Raw genomic sequence first — 15169 nt, 5'->3', positions numbered from 1 at the left:
CCTCCTTACATCATCGCGCTATCGGGATCGATTCGGCGAACGATCCAGTTAGCGGCCAGAATCGTAGCGCATCCCAGAACAGACTGTACGAAAGCGGCTGCGGATGCCATGCCCACGGTGGCCGTTTTCAGTTGTTTATACACCATGACATCGATCGTGGTCGCCACGTTGAACAGCGAATTGGAGTCTCGCGTGACCTGATAGAACAAACCGAAATCGGTGTAAAATATGCGGCCTACCGCCAGTATGAACATCATGACGATCACCAGCTTGAGCATGGGCAGCGTAATGAATCTTGTCTGCTGCCAAATGGACGCGCCATCGATGACGGCTGCTTCATAATAGGTGCTGTCTATGCTCGTGATGGTCGCCAGATAGATGACCATGCCATAGCCCAGGCCCTTCCAGACATTCAAGAGAATCAGAAAAAACGGCCAATACTTCGGCTCCATATACCAGTTAATGGGATCGCTGCCCATCGAGACGAGCATTTGATTGACGATCCCTTTATCAAAGCTCAGGAATGCCCAGCCTACGGCGGATACGACGACCCACGACAGGAAATAGGGGAGGAACATCATCGTCTGATAGACTTTGCTGGCTTTGCGGCTGTGGAGGAGGCCGATCATGATCGCGAATAGGACGGGCAGAACGATCCCCAGCACAATAAACACAATATTGTATCCTATCGTGTTTCGAATAATGATCCAGGCGTCATTCGACTTGAATAGAAATTCGAAGTTTTTGAACCCGATCCAAGGGCTGTTGAACACATTGCTCAAGAACCCGCCGCTAATCTTGAAATTTTTGAAGGCGATAATGATCCCGAACATCGGTAAGAAACTAAACAGGATGTACCAGATCGTGGTTGGCAGCGCCAAGAGGGTCAATTCCGTATCCTGCTTGTGCCAGCGCATTCGTAAGCGCTTTCGTTTTTTGGGTTCGGCTTGAGAGCTCATGTCTGTCACTCCTTACGGTGTAATCTCGCTTGTCGTGCACTTGTTGAATTCATTGTATAAGAGGAGGAAACGCGGCTTCCAGATAACAAACTTGATACTATAGTCAACAAACGTTAGGTTCGAAAGACTTGTTAGGACGGACATTTACAGAACATGGTTTTTTATTATAATATTTCAAGGCCGTTCTCCAAGAGATCTTTCAATGTCTTCAAGCAAAACCAGGGGTATAATATAATTGAAATCTCATAGGAATAAGGAGGCTGCACATGAAAGTAGTAATCATTGGCGCAAGCGGCACGATCGGACGAGCAGTCGCTAAAGAATTAGAAAAAAATCACGAAATCGTACATGCTGGGCGAAACGGCTTCGATGCCCAAGTGGATATTACTTCCGTCAATAGCATTAAAGACATGTACAGAAAAATCGGAAAAGTGGATGCGGTCATCAGCGCAACAGGCGGTGCGCATTTTGGTCCTATTGCAGAATTGACGCCGGAGCTAAATGAGATTGGCATTGAAAGCAAACTTAAGGGCCAAATTAATCTAGTCCTTCTAGGACTGGATTATATGAATGACGGAGGAAGCTTTACCTTAACAACCGGAATTATGATGGATGATCCCATTCCTCAGGGCGCATCGGCAGCCATGGCAAATGGCGGTGTGAAGGCTTTCGTTAAATCCGCAGCCATTGAAATGCCGAGGGGAATTCGCATAAACAGCGTAAGCCCTAATGTTTTAGTGGAGTCCTTAGATAAATATGGCGAGTTTTTCCCGGGCTTTGAAGCCGTGCCGGCCGCACGTGTAGCGCTTGCGTATAAAAAGAGTGTGGAAGGGGCTCAAACCGGGCAAAACTATGAAGTTTATTAATGAGAAAAGTGCACAAAGTTATAAAAAAGAATCCGGGTTTAATCCGGATTCTTTTTTCTTTCGTTCATCTGCAGCTATTAAACAAAGGGAAAACTAGAGCGTTATATGTAAATATAATCACTTCTATAGGAAAATAATATAACGTGATTTTTATTGACACAATTAAGAAAACTAAACTAACATTAGGATTATTTTCATCAAGAGGGAGGCAGCTATGAGTTTTAAAGAACAGTACGAAGAAATTGCAGGTGTAGGACAGACCATATTCGATAACCCTGAGCTTGGCTACAAGGAATTTAAAACCAATCAAACGGTGGCGGATTTTCTGAAAAAGGTTAATCCGGATATCGAGCTGCAATCATTCAGCACAACCGGTCTTCGGACAACGCTTGGCGGCGGCAAGCCGCTGAACATCGCTTTTATTGCGGAGCTTGATGCGGTATATGCTCCAAGCCATTGGCGGTCAGACGAGGCAACGGGTGCGGCACACAATTGCGGTCATTATACGCAGGTGGCGATTGCCCTAGCTCTGTACAAGCATTACTTTGAATCTAAGGCGTACGAAGCTTTAGATTATAGTCTAACGTTTATTTTCATTCCGGCTGAAGAGTATTTGGATCTCGCCTACAGGGACGAGCTGCTCGGAAGCGGCAAGATCTCCTATTACGGAGGAAAACCCGAAGCGATGAAACTCGGCGTGTTCGACGATATCGACATCGGGCTGTGCGTACACGCCATGGGCGGCGAGTTTGCCGAGCGCACGATCGAAATCAACTGCGACCTGGCCGGATTCTTATATAAGCATTACACGTTTACCGGAAAAGCAACCCACGCCGGTTTCGATCCTTTCTCCGCCAAAAATGCCTACAGCATGTCGACCCTCTTCAATGTGGCGTTAGGCCTCAGCAGGCAGCAAATGAAGGACAGCGAGAAGGTCCGGATGAACCCGATCGTCCTGGAGTCCGACATGTCGACCAACGTCATTCCCAACCGGATCACGGTTGGCAGCGATCTGCGCACCCAGTCGGTGGACTACATGAAGGAAGCGGCCTCCAAGATGGACGATGCGGCCAGGGGCAGCGCGCTGGCCCTTCAAGGCGAGGTCGAGATTAAGACGCAGATGGGATACTTGCCGTTCGTTCAGGACCGGTATTTGTCCGAGTTCGTGCTGGAGGCGTTCCAGGATAACGAGGAGATCGCCCGTATTTGGAACAACAACGCCATCAGCGCTGCAGGAGACATTGGGGATTTAGCCTTCATGATGCCCTGCATTCAAATCGGCTACAGCGGCTTTACGGGAACGATCCACGGCGACGATTTCAAGGATATCGATCCGGAATTTATTTATGAAGTGTTCCCGAGATTTATAACGCAGGTGCTGGAGCGCATGAGCGGACGCATCGACCGTTCGAAGCTGTACCGCCGCACATTCTCCGAATACGAGCAGCTCCTTGCGTCGATCGTTGGCTCCCATTAAGAAACAGAAAAACAGAAAAGAGGACATCATGGCATGAAGTTAAAACTACAGTATCTCTATTTGCTTGCATTCGTGCTCATTGTTATAGCGGTCGCCGAATTTATCGGCATTCAGTCCGTCCAGGTCGGCTCCGTGAAAATAAGCCTGCTTCCACTCGTATTCGCCATTTTGATCACGATGGTGCTCGGCTTGTCGATATTCCGGAAAGGCTTGATGAAGAAAATTTACAGCAAGGAAAACGTCGGTTTCTCCAGCAAGTACCTGATCTTTATTATGCTGCCGCTCATGGCGAGATACGGAGCCGACGTTGCTCCTAGATTAGAAGAAATCTTAAAAGTAGGCTGGGTATTCATCATTCAGGAAATCGGCAACCTGGGGACGATTCTGCTCGGACTTCCCATCGCCATCCTGCTCGGCCTGAGAAGGGAAGCCATCGGCGCTACGCTTGGACTTGGAAGGGAAGGGGAACTTGCTTATATATCCGAGAAGTATACGCTCGACTCCGACGAAGGCCGCGGGGTACTGTCCCTCTATATTATCGGTACCCTATTCGGCACGCTGTTCTTCAGCATTCTGGCGCCGGTGATGGTTGCCGCCGGCTTCTCGATCGAAGCGCTGGCGATGTCCTCCGGGGTCGGTTCCGCCAGCATGATGACAGGCTCTTCTTCGGCGTTAATCGCGCATTCTCCTGAGATGACGGAGACCATTAACGGATACGCTGCTGCAAGCCAGCTGCTTACCAGCTTCCTCGGAACGTATACGATGGTATTTCTCGCAGTGCCGCTGCAGCGGTTTATGTACAAATTAATGGTCAGAGGTGAAAAGAAATGAGCACAGGTTTGAATAAATACGCAAAATACGCCCTCGTCCTGCTGCTTAGCGTCGGTCTTATTTTATTTACGGAGCAAATGAAATTCATCAAAAACGGAGAGGGCCATATTACGATGGGGACGATTGCCGGCTTATCCGTGCTTTGGCTTTTTTCCTTCATCGGCGTTCTGATCTCGACGCTCATGAAAAAGGTTCCGCTGAAATTCCTGCAGGAATTCCCGGTTCTCGGCTGGGTATCGATCGTTTCGTTGATCTGCTGCCTGATTTCGGATGTGTTTGTGGACGCCATTGCCAACGTCAACTTTTTGTCCATCACGACTCCGATTTTGGCGTTCGCCGGCATCTCCGTAGCCGACAGGCTGGTTGATCTTCGCAAAACCTCCTGGCGCGTCGCGATCGTTGCGGTGTTCGTGTTCACGGGCACGTACGTAGGGAGCGCGTTATTGTCAGAGCTCGGCCTTTATTTGTCCGGTAAGTAAAATATGGAACAAAGCCAAGAAGCTAAAAAAGATGACCTCCGAAAAGCGGAGGTCATCTTTTTCTCGTTCAACAGCGAAACAGATAGCTTTCGCCTCGTTTGGTAAACGGCTCATTAGTCTGTCGCAGCCGTTTCTCGCTGACTTTCCTTACGAATCCGTCACCAGCACTCGCAAGGAGGTGCGGTCAAGGGCTCGCGAAGCCAACCAGCAGCCGCTGACGGCAATGGCAAGAGCGATTAGCGTCAGGCCAATCGCCAGCGGCCACTCCATGACCAGCGGCAGCTTGACGATGCCGTAGGCAGACAGCAAGCCGCGTAGCACGGCTGGCAGCGCGTAGATTCCGCATACTATGCCAACCAGCGTACCGAGGGAAGCGAGTCCGGCAATGCCGCTTGTCAACGCGCGGCGGATGTCTGATGCCGTCAGGCCGAGCGAAGCGTAAATGCCGTAGGTTTTCGTTTCCTTGCGAATATGCAGGCGGCAAGTACTATAGACGATCAGGCAAGTGACGGCGAGGAACAGAAGGGCCAGCATGCTCATCGGAATGAGCAGCACGGCAGCGGCCTCCTTGAATACGGAATCCAGCAGCACTTCCTGCTTGAGGGCCTGGATCACCGGACTATAGCGTTGATTCAGCTGTCGCACGAACTCATCGCTATCCGCTTGGTTCCGAAGTTGAACAAACCCGGCGTCCGGATTGATCTCCCCGACAAGGTCCGATGTGATCCGAGCGATATTCGACATGTTGGAAATGGACTGAAACGTGCCGGTGATCAGCAGCTGATGCGGTTTTCCTTCGATGTAGATCGTGACGGCATTGCCAATATCTTTATTCAATTTGCGGGCAATGTTGACTCCGATCGCGATTTCGTTAGGCAGCACGGGGTTCCGGCCTGTCAGCGAGGCCAATCCCATCTCGTCCATGCTGCCTTCCACCACGGTCAGCGGGAGGCTGAACGTCGGTTGAGTGCCATCTGCTTGCGCAACAACCCCAATGGCCGAGCCGGACCAGTTCAGGCTGAGGACCCTGGGATCCTTCTCGATAAAAGATTGCAATTCTGTACGATCCATTCCGTCAGCGTTGATCACCATGATGGCGATATCCGCATCGTCGTAGCCCCACTGGGCGGAGGTTTCGCTGATGCGATAGACGCTCGTTACCAGCAGGGTGCCAAAGACGAGCACCGCCGCGGTAATGCTCATCAACAGAAAGATCAGCGCCGCCCCTTTTTTGTTGCCGGTCACATGCTTCCATCCGATGACGGCGGGTACGGACCATCGGTCCAGCAGCCTTGTGCCGGTTCCACCTCGATGGGCATGGGTATGCGAAGACTCCGACATGCCATAGCGGATCGCCTGAATCGGCTCGATATGGCGCGTTTTGGCTGCATAGAGGACGACGCACAAGAGGATGATGATCAGCATGCCGATGCCGATCCAGATTGCGACCCCCAGCGCCTGCACGGACACTGGCGCCGCCTCGGATTTGAGGAAGGATAAGGCATTCTGAATGATGACATCCGACAGCAGACGACTGCCGATCAGGGCAGGGATCAAGGCGATAACGGTAATCAAGCCGTACTGCAGCATATAGGTGACGATGATGCGTTCGGAGGTCATGCCGATGGATTTGAGAATGCCGATCGTGCGGTAATTGGCCAGGATCGTGTCCGTGATCGTAAAGCCGATCGTAAGCAAGGCGACAGCAATCATGACCAGTCCGAGGAAACTCATGACGAAGCCGATCACTTTGTTCATGATAAAGTAAAAGGCGGACAGCTCGGCAAACGAAACGCGTTCTTCCAAAAACGGCGATCCGAGCGCCTCCTCAAAGCGCTGCCAGTACTCCCCGCTTTGTTCGGGATGCGCATAGCGAAGCGACACCAGGTACTGCTCCGGCGTGGACAAGCCGCCCATGGTGGAAAGGTAGTCCGCTTCGTTCATCCAGATGCGGGCAGTGGTGGTGAAGGGGCCGCCATGTGACAGGTCAATAACGATAGCGCCGATCGTGAATTGTACCGGGGCAGCCCCGGCCGTGAACACCAATTCATCGCCGACTTCCATGTCGTATTTGTAGGCGAGCGAGGTGGGCACCCAGACGGTTCCGGCTTCCGGAACGGTCAGTTGAGCCGGTCCGGCGCCGGGGAGCGGATGATTGACCCCATGCGGCATCGGAGGCGTATCGATCATATACAGATAAAGATTGGGCAGTTCTTGCCCGTTATAGACCAAGCCGGTCCAAGGCTTGTAAGGAATAAGGCTGGAGGCGGTCACCCCCTCCTGGGTTGACCACCAATCGGCAACCATGCGTTCATCATGCAGCCCGCGGGTCATATTTATGATTTCATGGGCACCTTGAGCAGCCGTATGGCGCTCTTCGAATACATTTTCCGTATTCATCAAGACCGTGAAAGCGGTGCCGACTAATAGAGCAGATAGCGCAATGAGCAATGCGATCAGCGCGTTTTGCAATTTTCGTTTGCGAATGTTCCCCCAGCATAGCGTCAATATGGCACGCATCTTGGACTACCTCCTCCCGGTGACATAAGCAAAGATCATTGCTTCCCGCTCGGAGGCTAACTCCGGGACGTAGGGTCCCATATCCAGCGTGCCGCCGATCTTGCCGTCGCGAATGTAGATCAGGCGATTGCCGCGGCAGGCCGCCTTCATATCGTGGGTGACCATGACAATCGATTGGCCTTCCGCATTCATCCGGCTCAGGATATCGAGCACCGTAACACCTTGTTCGTAGTTGAGGCTGCCGGTGGGTTCATCGGCAAAAATCATATCCGGATTGTTGATGAGCGCCCTGGCGATGGCGGCCCGCTGCTGCTGGCCTCCGGACACCTGGGAAGGCAGCCGGGTGCCTTGTTTTTCGAGCTGCAGGCTTGTCATCAGGTCATTGGCCCTTTGTTTTACGGCTTCTTTGTCCCGATTGGCGATATAACCAGGAAGAGCGACGTTATCGAACAGCGTCAAATCCGGCACGAGGTTGCTGTTTTGATAGATAAAACCGATTTGATCTGCTCGAAAACGCGCAAGCTCCTTAGCCGAAAACTGATCGAGGCGCTGTCCCTGAAGGTGGACTTCTCCGGCCGTCACGGCGTCGAGTCCGCTAAGCAAGTAAAGCAAGGTCGACTTTCCGGACCCGGAATCTCCCATGATCACAGTAAAGTCGCCGGCATATATCGACAGATCGACATTGCGAACGGCATGATACTGCTCCTTGCCGGTGGTATAGGTTTTGCATAAATTGGAAGCTTGCAGCATGATGGTTTTGGTTGTAGGCATGACAGGGTCTCCTCTCTTCTCGTGCTTCCAAATTATAGAGGACGATTCTTGCGCATTCCTTATCAAATTATTAATAAAGTATGACAGGGGTCAGCTTAGCGGCAGAGTCAAGCAGAAGGTCGTTCCCTGCTGCTGCTTGCTATGAAACGTGATCGTGCCGCCATGCGCTTCCATAATATATTTGCAAATCGACAAACCGAGTCCAACCCCGTGCCGCTCGGCCAGTTTCTTGCGGTCCGGGACACTGCCTTGGTAATACCGTTCAAAAATAAAGGGCATGTCCTGAGGGGAAATACCGCTGCCCGTATCGGAAATTATGATCCGCAAACTGGATGATTCGGCGAACTCCTCAACGGCGAGCGTAATCGTATCCCCGGGTTTGGTATGCTTCAGGGCATTCGTGACGAGATTGGCGATGACCTGCTCGAAACGCACAGCATCGATGATAACAAGCACGTTCGGAATGGAAGAAGGCTCCACGCAGCGCACCCCCATCGTACGTATGTAGTGCGCCATGGTTCGCAACACAGGTTCAATCGTCGAAGAACTGTACTGCTCCAGCGGACGCACCGCAATTTGGTCCAGATCACGCAGCGCGTGCAGCAGCAAATCGTCTACAAGCACAGCCATCTTGCTTGTATTGGCATGCACCACCTCCAGGTAAGTCATCACACTCGGCAGATCGGGGCAGATGCCTTCACGAATCGCCTCGATGTAGGCTTTGATGGTCGCCAACGGGGTTTTTAAATCATGGGACAGATTGGAAATGAGCTCCTTGTGCGACTGGCTGTGCGAGGCTTGCTGCATATGTAAATTGCGAATTTCTTCACGCATGAGATCAAATACGGCGTAGAGTTCGCCGACCTCGTTATTGCTTGTCCATTCGGCGCGCTGCTCGTAATCGCCCTTCAGGATGGCTTCCGCATAGGGCTTGAGCCCGGCAACAGGCTCAACCAGATCACGCTGCACCCGGCGTCCGGCGGAGAAGATTACATAAAGCAGCGTCAAAAGTGCCAAGGAAAGCGAGATCCATGGCACAACGAAAAGTAAGCCGGAAGAAGGGATGGCCGCGGTCACCGCAGATGCAGGGACCGTAAACTGCGCATAGCCTGCGAAGGCGTTGGTTCCGGCATCCAGCAGCGGAAATGCCAGGTGGTATTCGGGCGGGTCGCCGTCGGACATACGCAGCGTATAGTCCAGCTCAAAGCGAGGATGAATACGGCGCACCGATGAATCATCGCTGTCATATATCATGGTTCCGTCAGGGAGCACGACCTTAAGGCCGATCCGTGTTTCTTGACTCCAGCTGGTTAATTTCTCGCGAATCGGAGCATCGGGAGGGATCAGTTCGGCAGACTCGTTCTCCAACGTATGGACGATCGTATTGGTCAGCAAGCGAATGTGGTTGACGATAGAGGACGAAGCAGGCTGGTTCGAGGGCCAAGCGAGCCAAACGACGGACAGCAAAAGTACAAGAAGAGACAGGCAAGCCGCCCAGAGCCTCTTTGCATACCATGGTTTCCAGTGCATAAAAGGCTACTCCGTTTCATCGGGGTCGAATTTATAACCGACACCCCAAACCGTCGTGATATAGGCGGATTTGATTCCGCTGCGTTCCAGCTTCTCGCGGAGCCGCCGAACGTAGACCGTGATCGTATTATCCTCGACATAGGCGGAGTACCCCCACACCTGATCCAGCAGCTGCGTTTTGGTAAACACTTGGTTCGGGTTGGATGCGAGAAAATAGAGCAGGTCGAATTCCTTCGCAGATAGTGCAATTTCCCGCTGTCCGGCCATGACCTTGCGGGCGCCTTTATCAATCGATAACGTGCCGAATCGCAACAGCAGCTGTGTTGTTGCCTGGAGTTTCGGGTCGACCATTCTGCGCAAATGCGCCTGAACCCGGGCGACCAGCTCACTGAGCGAGAAGGGCTTGGTCATATAATCATCGGCGCCGAAACCCAAGGCAAGCACTTTGTCCGTGTCACTGCTGCGAGCGCTTAAAATAAGTATGGGCGCAGAAGTCAATGTACGAAGCTCGCGGCATACTTCAATTCCGTCAGCGTCTGGCAGCGTCAAATCAAGAATGATAAAATCCGGCTGCCGGTTACGGACTTCCTGCAATCCGTCCCTCGCATTTTCCGTGATGAACGAGCTGAATCCCTGGACACGCAAATAATCGTTCACAATGCGCGAGATATCCCGCTCATCTTCAATAATCAGTACCGTTTTAGGAGATTGCATGAAAAAGTCGCCCCTGTTCCGTTTGCTTTAAATAGTGAATCCATTATAGCACGGGTCGGATTTAAGCATAGGGAAGATAAGGAAAATCCACCTGGATAACCCTGTCGCTATTTTTAAGTTAGCTGAATGCATGCCTACATGTATCTGGAACAAGGAAAACCCCCGGTCTGGAATAAGACCGGGGGTTGAGCGGTTGGATGCTTTGATGATCGACAGCATCCTCCCTATGAGGGAGAGTATTATTACTTCACATTATCCTTAAGCGTGGAAACCCAAACCTCAACGCCGTCTGAATTACGAGTGGACTGGTGAGAAACCGTTGCTTCCTGAACATCGCCGAAACCCCAATGGGTTTCTGCTACATCAGGGAAGAGCGGCTCCAATCCCGTCAAAGGTCCACGGTATAACGCTTTGTTGATCAACGTGACGGCTTCGACCCGCGTGATGCGGTTGTTCGGCCGGAACGTGTTTCCAGGATAACCGGATAGCAAATTGTTGCGATATAATGCCTCAATGGATTCGGCAGCCCAGCTTCCTTCGATGTCCGTAAAATGGCGATTTACGGAAGCCGATGTGTCCAAGTCCAGGAAACGGGCCAGCACCGCAGCCAGTTCTCCGCGAGTGACTGGTGCATCCGGACGGAACGTATGGTCTGCGTAACCGTTGAAGTATCCTTGGGATACCGCGATTCGAATGTAATCGGTCGCCCAATGTCCTTTTCGAATATCGTTAAAGCTTGAGTTCTCGTTACCTGCGGTTTTCTCCGAAAGACGAGCAACGATTGCAGCGAGCTCGGCCCGGGTCAAGGTATTGGACGGTTGGAATTTACCGTTAGGGAACCCGAGAATATAACGCTGATGCTGGAGATCGCCGAACCGGTCAGAGAATACTTGAACATGGACGCTATTGGATTTTTTGCTGCTACCTGCCGTAAGCTGTCCGATGATTTCATATTGAATCTCTTTGGCTGCAATCTGTCCCCACTTGATGTCCAGTTTGAAGCTGCCGGTGCTTCCGGCAGGGAGATGAGCCACATTCCAGGTTACGGTTCTGCCTTCAACCTTTCCGCCGTGAGCATTCACGACTTCGGCGCCTTCAGGGAGGGTAACTTGAACCGATGCATCACGTAATGCCGCGTTGGTGCGGTTAGCGTAATCGACGGTAATGGTCGACTGCGTGCCTTCTTGGACTTGTTTCTTGTCCGTGGACAGGTTCAATGTCACATCGCCCTGCTGACTTGAAGGCGGCGTTGATGGAGAAGAACCCGATCCGGATGAATCCCCGCCATTACCTGAGGACGGTACTGGCTGCATAGCAAAGTCAAATGCGATAATGCTCTGTCCCACATGGATGATCCCGTCTTGGATATAACTGTCGGAACCGTTAACGGCTGGGGCATTCGGTTTGGAAACCCGAGTGTCATAAGTGTAATAGCCGCTTCGTTTCGCGACGATGTAATAATCGCCTTCCGGATATACCATCCATGCATATTCGCCAGCCGCGTCGGAAATTTGCGGATTGGCATTTTGGTTAGGCGCAAACCCAGCCAGTGCAGGCAAGGATACGAGTGTGTTCGGCACCCGTCCTTTCTGACGGTTCAGCTCAGTGTCAGCCCAATACAATTGAACGTCTGCGCCGCTAATCACTTTTCCTGTCGATGCATCCGTGATGATGCCGTAAGGATCTATCAGGGAATATACGATCGCGGTCTGTCCGTCTTGGGTCATATCCACGTCCAAGATGGAAGCAGGACCTGCCAATACCGTTCCATCCGCCAGTTCAAGCTGGTAGGATATTTGGTATTTCCCCGGCGGGACTTGATCCAGCGAGAACGTTCCGTCATTGGCGACGGCGAGCGGCTGCTTAAAGCTGCTGCCGTTCAAGCCTTGAAGCAGTGCAACGGCTTTTCCGCTGCCGAGGATATCCCCAATGGTGTCCGGGTTGGATGCTCCGCTTGCGGAAGCAACGAATAATTGACCTCTCAGCAGGTTCGAAGGTTTGATCGTTTGGCCAGGTTGCACTGTACCGATCGTAACCTCTTTGGTATGAGTCAACGTAAAATCACGCCCACCGATTTGAACCGGAGTTTCGATATTCAGCTCATAGGTATAGTTGCCGCGCGGAACCGGTATCTGGTACGATCCATCCTCGCCGGTCGTTACCTCAGCCGAAAAATCAGGAATTCCGTCGTTGTTGAAATCGGATTCCACGATAATTTTTGCGCCTGCTACCGGTTTGCCTGTGATTTGATCCACAACGATGCCGTCAATGGCGGCAGGGAAGTAATGAACCCCTTTGCTTGCTTGAACGGTTGTGCCTGTGCCGGGATCCTGTATCTCTGCCACGACGATGTCGTATAACGGCGTCGTGTCCGTTAAAACCGAAGGTTCGTATGTCCATACGGCAATCCCTTCTTCATTGGTGGTCACCGTCTTGGTTTTACCAGAATCATATGTGATGACCACGGGTACTCCAGAAACCGGGTTGCCCTTGGAATCGGTAGCCTTAGCGGTAACCGTGACCGTAGACTTCCCGTCTGCCAGTACGCCTTCAGGGGTCACGGTTACATCCAGGTTGTAAGATAATGCCTGATCATGAACATGGACGGTTTGCGTGACGGATTTGCCGTCATGCGTAGCCGTGATGATGGCCGTGCCTGGTGCTACGGCGGTAACGACGCCATTGGCATCGACCGTGGCCACTTTTTCATCGGAAGATGTATATGTGGCTTTGCCTGTTACATCCTGAATGCTTTCATCCAAGGAAACCGCCGTTACCTTAGGCGTGTGCTGATCACCGGTCTGCAGCGTGACGCTTGCCGGATCGATCAACAGATCGCGCAGGCCGGAGACCGGCGTGGCTACTTCCGCGGGCGGCGAAGCAGGGGATTCAATGCCGTTGCTGACGGCTTTGATGACATAGCTTTGCTTCGTTTCCGGCTTCAGGCCGGACAAGACATAGCTAGTGCCTGTCAATCCGTCGGCGATTAGCTGTCCGTTGGCATCATAGATGTTGTACGTTTGAGCGCCCGGGACGGCGTTCCACAATAATTCGGCTCCAGTTGCATGAACGTGTTCGGCCCTTAATGCCGGAGCATCGATGCTTACTTTAACAATGGATTGAGTGGTCTTACCGTTATATACGGCCTCGATTACGGTGGTGCCCGCACCTACTGCCGTCAGTAAACCGTCTTCGCTTATCGTAGCTACCAGTGGATTTTTAACGGTAAACTCCGTTACCTCCAGGGTAACGTCTCTACTACCGGTCTCATAAACAGACGTGACCACCGTAGGATGCGTGTAGTTTTGTGCAAGAGGACTCGTATTGAGTTTGTATTCTGGCAGATCAAAGTAGAGCCCTAAAGTAACTGGATTAGATGGAAGGGTCTCGATCGTACCGGCCGGTCCAGATATAACTGCCGTTACAGTGTATTGTGAGATCTCATCCAGATCTGCCCCCGTTAAGGTATACGAGGGAACCTGAATATTCGTGTCGAGCAGGACACCGTCCTTATAAAGACTATAATAAGTAGCTCCTGTTACAGTGTTCCACGACAGCTCATTAGCTGTCGCAGGTGTATTACCTGATGAAAGGACCGGAGCCTTCGGTACCGTAGCGTAAGCTCCACCTACCGTCACAACCTTTATCTCTCCCGATGGAGGATTATCGCCAAAATCCAGAATGGCCGTAGCTTGTCCCTGGCTGTTGGTCGATTGGGATGGAGAAGTCCATACTCCTTCCTCGGAATAGAAGGTAATCGGGGCTCCCTCCACGGGATGGCCGTTTACATCAAGCGCGGTTCCTACCACTTCATACTTCCCAGGCTCAGAGGTAGGAACGACTTCAATTCTGACGTCGGTTGGAGCTTGTTTGTAGACATAGCCTGGATTTGCCGTATCGATCGGCTCGAATTCGTTCGTGAAATACCATCCGAGAATATCATGGGTTTCCATCGAGCCGCCGGTGGCGGAGGTGAATCCGGCATAAACGCCGGGATATCCGGCAAAGATTTCGTCCAGGTCAATGTTGCTTGTTTCCAGAACGGGAGTTGTCGGACGCGTAGCATCTTTGCTGAGGTAAACCTTAACGACCTTGGTTTGTCCATCGTAGTCGATCCAGGAGTATAGATCTTCTCCCCCAGACAGCGTAATGCCATTGAGGTTCGTTGTATACCAATCGGGATTGGTATTGTTCACACTACCGTTTTTTGCAAGTCCGATGTAGTTAGCGGATGGATCATTGACCGGGCTCGGGTTCTTGTATGTATCATACTTCACCGCAAAGCTGGGTTTGATTCCCCCATAACCAATGCCCACGCCGACTTCACCCGCACTGTTGGATTGTGCCTGAATGGTAAAGGTGATGCCGTCGGCAGGAGAGTTGGTGCGATTGTCCCCGTTCAGGCGGAACTTGAAAAAAGTGCTGAAGGAATAGTTGTTCCCTGCCGCGATCAGCTTTTTGTTAAAAGCCGTACCGAACTGGTTTCCTTGTGCCTCGGTCAGACGCAGGATATCGCGACCTTTACTGTCTTGCATCACTTTGGCCTGGCCGTTCAGCGAGAATAATCCGACCTGTTTGGGATTACTGAAATCATCAAGTTTATAGGTGACCCATTTGTCCTCGGGTGCCGCCGCCGCATAGGCTGGTGCCGTCAAAGGCTGAAACGTGGCAACGAGCATACAGATCACCATAAACAAGGATCCGAATTTTCCGGATTTTTTCATGAAAATGATCCTCCTCCTTCTTTTTGATTTGTGTGCCGACATGTACTTGCATCTCAAGCGAACCTGCCCCAAAGCGGCCTTCATGACATGGAAGAACATATTTTGACAAGCGGAAATCAGAATAACAAAGCATGCTCTACAAATTCTCTACAATAGCTATACAGGTTCTCTACAAATGCTCCTCTTTAAAAAGATGCGGGCGTGTCCGCCTCGTGCGAAATATCCTTCAACCAGAATCTTATTGCTTCGATGGATACAGCAGCTGGCGAGAGATCGTAGGAGAAACTTAGGATTTGCC

The 15169-nt window shown here is 51.6% G+C and carries 10 protein-coding genes; 4 read left to right on the top strand and 6 right to left on the bottom strand.

The window, feature by feature from the left end; all coding sequences use genetic code 11:
• Positions 1–5: 5 nt before the first annotated feature.
• A complete protein-coding gene (locus MHH82_RS24285) occupies positions 6–959 on the bottom strand; it encodes an ABC transporter permease (RefSeq protein WP_015736876.1) in 954 nt (317 codons plus the stop codon).
• A gap of 266 nt (positions 960–1225) precedes the next feature.
• Between MHH82_RS24285 and MHH82_RS24280 the strand changes: the two genes are divergently transcribed.
• The 4 genes from MHH82_RS24280 (at position 1226) to MHH82_RS24265 (ending at position 4612) form a co-directional block, all read left to right on the top strand.
• Positions 1226–1825 carry a short chain dehydrogenase gene (locus tag MHH82_RS24280; RefSeq protein WP_015736875.1) on the top strand — a complete coding sequence of 200 codons (600 nt, stop codon included), beginning with the start codon at positions 1226–1228 and terminating at the stop codon, positions 1823–1825.
• 214 nt (positions 1826–2039) lie between these two features.
• A complete protein-coding gene (locus MHH82_RS24275; RefSeq protein WP_015736874.1) occupies positions 2040–3302 on the top strand; it encodes a M20 family metallopeptidase in 1263 nt (420 codons plus the stop codon).
• Positions 3303–3335: 33 nt separating this feature from the next.
• Positions 3336–4133 carry a DUF3100 domain-containing protein gene (locus MHH82_RS24270; protein WP_036660023.1) on the top strand — a complete coding sequence of 266 codons (798 nt, stop codon included), beginning with the start codon at positions 3336–3338 and terminating at the stop codon, positions 4131–4133.
• A complete protein-coding gene (locus tag MHH82_RS24265; RefSeq protein WP_015736872.1) occupies positions 4130–4612 on the top strand; it encodes a hypothetical protein in 483 nt (160 codons plus the stop codon). The genes MHH82_RS24270 and MHH82_RS24265 overlap by 4 nt, the downstream gene beginning before the upstream one ends.
• Before the next feature lie 147 nt (positions 4613–4759).
• Here the strand turns inward: MHH82_RS24265 and MHH82_RS24260 are convergent, their stop codons facing one another.
• The 5 genes from MHH82_RS24260 to MHH82_RS24240 all read right to left on the bottom strand — a co-directional run bounded on the left by MHH82_RS24260 (position 4760) and on the right by MHH82_RS24240 (position 14871).
• Entirely contained in the window at positions 4760–7132 is a 2373-nt protein-coding gene (locus MHH82_RS24260; RefSeq protein WP_251497958.1) for an ABC transporter permease, read from the bottom strand.
• A 6-nt stretch (positions 7133–7138) separates the two neighbouring features.
• On the bottom strand, positions 7139–7903 hold the full coding sequence (locus MHH82_RS24255) for an ABC transporter ATP-binding protein (protein WP_340968201.1): 765 nt from the start codon (positions 7901–7903) through the stop codon (positions 7139–7141).
• A gap of 90 nt (positions 7904–7993) precedes the next feature.
• Positions 7994–9433 (bottom strand): HAMP domain-containing sensor histidine kinase, encoded by a 1440-nt coding sequence (locus MHH82_RS24250; protein ID WP_340968197.1) that lies wholly within the window; start codon positions 9431–9433, stop codon positions 7994–7996.
• Positions 9434–9439: 6 nt separating this feature from the next.
• The gene (locus MHH82_RS24245; RefSeq protein WP_015736868.1) at positions 9440–10147 is read right to left on the bottom strand and encodes a response regulator transcription factor; all 708 of its coding nucleotides are present in this window, start codon (positions 10145–10147) and stop codon (positions 9440–9442) included.
• A gap of 242 nt (positions 10148–10389) precedes the next feature.
• On the bottom strand, positions 10390–14871 hold the full coding sequence (locus tag MHH82_RS24240) for an S-layer homology domain-containing protein (protein WP_340968195.1): 4482 nt from the start codon (positions 14869–14871) through the stop codon (positions 10390–10392).
• Positions 14872–15169: the final 298 nt, after the last annotated feature.

This window comes from Bacillus sp. FSL K6-6540 (genome assembly GCF_038007545.1).
Note: the sequence above shows the minus strand (reverse complement) of the source record. Positions and strands in the feature narration are given on the sequence as shown.

Excerpts from the sequence above, each read along its gene's own strand:
- MHH82_RS24270 (WP_036660023.1), top strand. The coding sequence starts at position 3,336 with ATGAAGTTAAAACTACAGTATCTCTATTTGCTTGCATTCGTGCTCATT.
- MHH82_RS24275 (WP_015736874.1), top strand. The coding sequence starts at position 2,040 with ATGAGTTTTAAAGAACAGTACGAAGAAATTGCAGGTGTAGGACAGACC.
- MHH82_RS24255 (WP_340968201.1), bottom strand. The coding sequence starts at position 7,903 with ATGCCTACAACCAAAACCATCATGCTGCAAGCTTCCAATTTATGCAAA.
- MHH82_RS24240 (WP_340968195.1), bottom strand. The coding sequence starts at position 14,871 with ATGAAAAAATCCGGAAAATTCGGATCCTTGTTTATGGTGATCTGTATG.
- MHH82_RS24280 (WP_015736875.1), top strand. The coding sequence starts at position 1,226 with ATGAAAGTAGTAATCATTGGCGCAAGCGGCACGATCGGACGAGCAGTC.
- MHH82_RS24260 (WP_251497958.1), bottom strand. The coding sequence starts at position 7,132 with ATGCGTGCCATATTGACGCTATGCTGGGGGAACATTCGCAAACGAAAA.
- MHH82_RS24265 (WP_015736872.1), top strand. The coding sequence starts at position 4,130 with ATGAGCACAGGTTTGAATAAATACGCAAAATACGCCCTCGTCCTGCTG.
- MHH82_RS24250 (WP_340968197.1), bottom strand. The coding sequence starts at position 9,433 with ATGCACTGGAAACCATGGTATGCAAAGAGGCTCTGGGCGGCTTGCCTG.
- MHH82_RS24245 (WP_015736868.1), bottom strand. The coding sequence starts at position 10,147 with ATGCAATCTCCTAAAACGGTACTGATTATTGAAGATGAGCGGGATATC.
- MHH82_RS24285 (WP_015736876.1), bottom strand. The coding sequence starts at position 959 with ATGAGCTCTCAAGCCGAACCCAAAAAACGAAAGCGCTTACGAATGCGC.